The following is a 2,493-nucleotide window of genomic DNA, read 5'->3' on the forward strand; positions in this document are numbered from 1 at the left end:
GCCCGCCCCGGACTCAACATGACGCACCGGGTCGTTGTTCAAACCCCGGCTTTCCAGGAACAACCCTGCCAGTCGGCCGCCGCCCCCACGACCTGCCGGAGCGAAGAATTCACTGGAAGTATAAAATTCACGGCATTCATTGCCTGACACGCTCTCCAGGGACGTCAATTCCAAGCAACGTCATTTGATTCTCGGGAGAGGTCGGTAAGACCCATTTACATTCAGTGCCCGGGCGGAAGACCATACGCCCTCCATGGCTGGCTTCCGCTTCTGCTCCGCCCTCTTGCTGATGTTTGCCCTCACGTCCTCGGCCCACGCGGCCGAGGCGGGCCCCCCTGTCAACGTGCTCGACGGGTGGCGCTTCCGGTGGGGTGACTCCCCCGTGGGCTCGGAGGGCACGCCCCTGTGGGCGAAGGAAACGGGGGATTCGAAGGAATGGCGGACCACCCCCGCGCTCGTGGCGCCGGAGGGACGCGGCGACCACAAGTTCATGTGGCTCAGCATCCCCATCCCCGACGGCGGCTGGACGGAGCCCGCGCTGTACCTGGGCGAGGTCACCCACGCGTTCGAGGTGTACGCGAACGGCCGGCACATCTACACGAGCGGGAAGATCCGGCCGGACAGCTACGAGATTGGAGAGAATCTGTCGTGGCACATCGTGCCCCTGCCGCGCGACATCCTGGGCACGCGCGTGCTGCTGCGCATCCAGTCCAGCAATCCGAACATCGGCGTGGCCCAGGCCGCGCAGGTGGGCTCGCGGTATGACCTGCTGGTCTACGTGACGCGCCAGGGCCAGGCGCCCTTCGTCATCTGCTGTCTGCTGATGGCGGTGGCGCTCGGCGCGGGCGGCGCCTTCGCGCTCCACTGGCGGCGGCGGATGCTGGCGGGCCTGGCGGTCTCCGCGGCCAGCGGCGGCATGATCCTCCTGGGCCTGAGCGGCATGCCCACGGCGCTGTGGGGTTCGTCCGCTGGCGCGACGCTGGGCACCACGGTGGGCATCTTCCTGCTCGTCGCTGGTCTGATGGAGTTCGTCTCGGACGCGCTGCTCGACAACCGGCGCGGCTGGTTCCAGAAGGCGGCCATGGTGTTCTCGCCCGTGGCGGGCCTGTGCGCCCTGGCGACGCTCCTGGACCTGGGCATCGGGCAGCGCATCCTCGTGCCCTACCTCCCCATGGCGATGGTGGTCCTGCTGGTGGTGCTCTCGGTGGCCATCACCCAGGCGTGGATGGGCAACCCGGACGCGCGCTTCTTCGTCGGCGGCTTCGCGGGGCTCGTCATCTCCATCGTCCTCACCATCCTCCCCGTCATCGGACTGGTGGGCTGGTCGCTGGGCAACGTCACGCACTGGGGCTACGTCGCGTTGACGCTGTCGCTGCTGGGCATCGTCACCCGCCGCTCCATCATGGTGGTGCGCACGCTCGAGGCGCACACCCACCAGCTGGAGGCGCGCGCGCAGGAGGTGCGCAACCTGGCCGAGCGCATGGGCAACGGCGCCGGCGAGCTCGCCACGGTGGTGCAGCAGCTCCGCTCGTCCAGCGACGAGCAGACCGAGGGCGTCAGCCGTCAGGCCGTGGCGCTCCAGGAGGCGGAGCAGACGGTGAAGGAGATCCGCCGCAGCTCGCAGATGACGGCGGAGAAGGCCAGCGCGCTCGCGGCCTCCGCGGAGAGCGCCGAACAGGTGGGCCGCGAGGGCACGGCCGCCCTGGAGCGCACGCTGTCGGACCTGGCGGCCATCCGCACCGAGGTCTCCGACATGGCCCGGCGCATCTTCGCGCTCGACGAGCGCACCCGCGAGGTCTCCGGCATCGTGGACTCCGTGAAGGACCTGGCGGACCAGTCCAACATGCTGGCCATCAACGCCGCCATCGAGGCGGCGCGAAGCGGCGAGAGCGGCCGTGGCTTCGGCGTGGTGGCCCGGGAGATGCGCGGCCTGGCGGACCAGTCCATCCAGGCCACGCACCGCATCCGCGAGGTGCTCGACGGCGTCAGCAACAGCATGCGTGAGGCGGCCCGCTCCAGTGAGAAGGGCGATGAGCGCGTGCGGTTGAGCCTCGACGCCGTGCGGACCTCCAGCGCGCAGTTCCAGCAGCTCGCCGACATCATCGGCGACACCAGCTCCAGCGTGCGGCAGATCACCGCCGCCGTCAGCGCGCAGGACGCGGGCACCCACCAGATGGCCCAGGCCATCCAGGAGCTGTCCGGGCAGATGCAGCGCACGCTGAAGACGGTGCAGGAGACGCAGGAAGCCACCCGCTCCGTGCAGTCGCTCGCGGAGAGCATGTCCGGCATGGCCAGCCAGACGCTCAAGGCGGAGGGCCTGTCCGTGCCCACGACGCAGGCGCAGGCGCGCTGACCCCTCGCCCTCACCTCCGAGCCTGGCGGCCCACGGGGCCACGGCTCGGAGGCTCCGGCGGGCGCGCGGGAGCTCAGCCCAGCGCCTCCTTCAGGAAGGGCGCGGTCTGACTCGAGGGCAGGCCCACGACGGCCTCCGGC

General features: G+C 70.0%; 1 protein-coding gene. It reads left to right on the plus strand.

Annotated elements, in window-relative coordinates:
• The first annotated feature begins 253 nt into the window (after positions 1 to 253).
• A complete protein-coding gene (locus G4D87_RS36665; RefSeq protein ID WP_240358905.1) occupies positions 254 to 2,353 on the plus strand; it encodes a methyl-accepting chemotaxis protein in 2,100 nt (699 codons plus the stop codon).
• The last annotated feature ends 140 nt before the right edge of the window (positions 2,354 to 2,493 follow it).

Origin of the sequence: Myxococcus vastator, from assembly GCF_010894475.1 — a bacterium.
GTDB lineage: Bacteria > Myxococcota > Myxococcia > Myxococcales > Myxococcaceae > Myxococcus > Myxococcus vastator.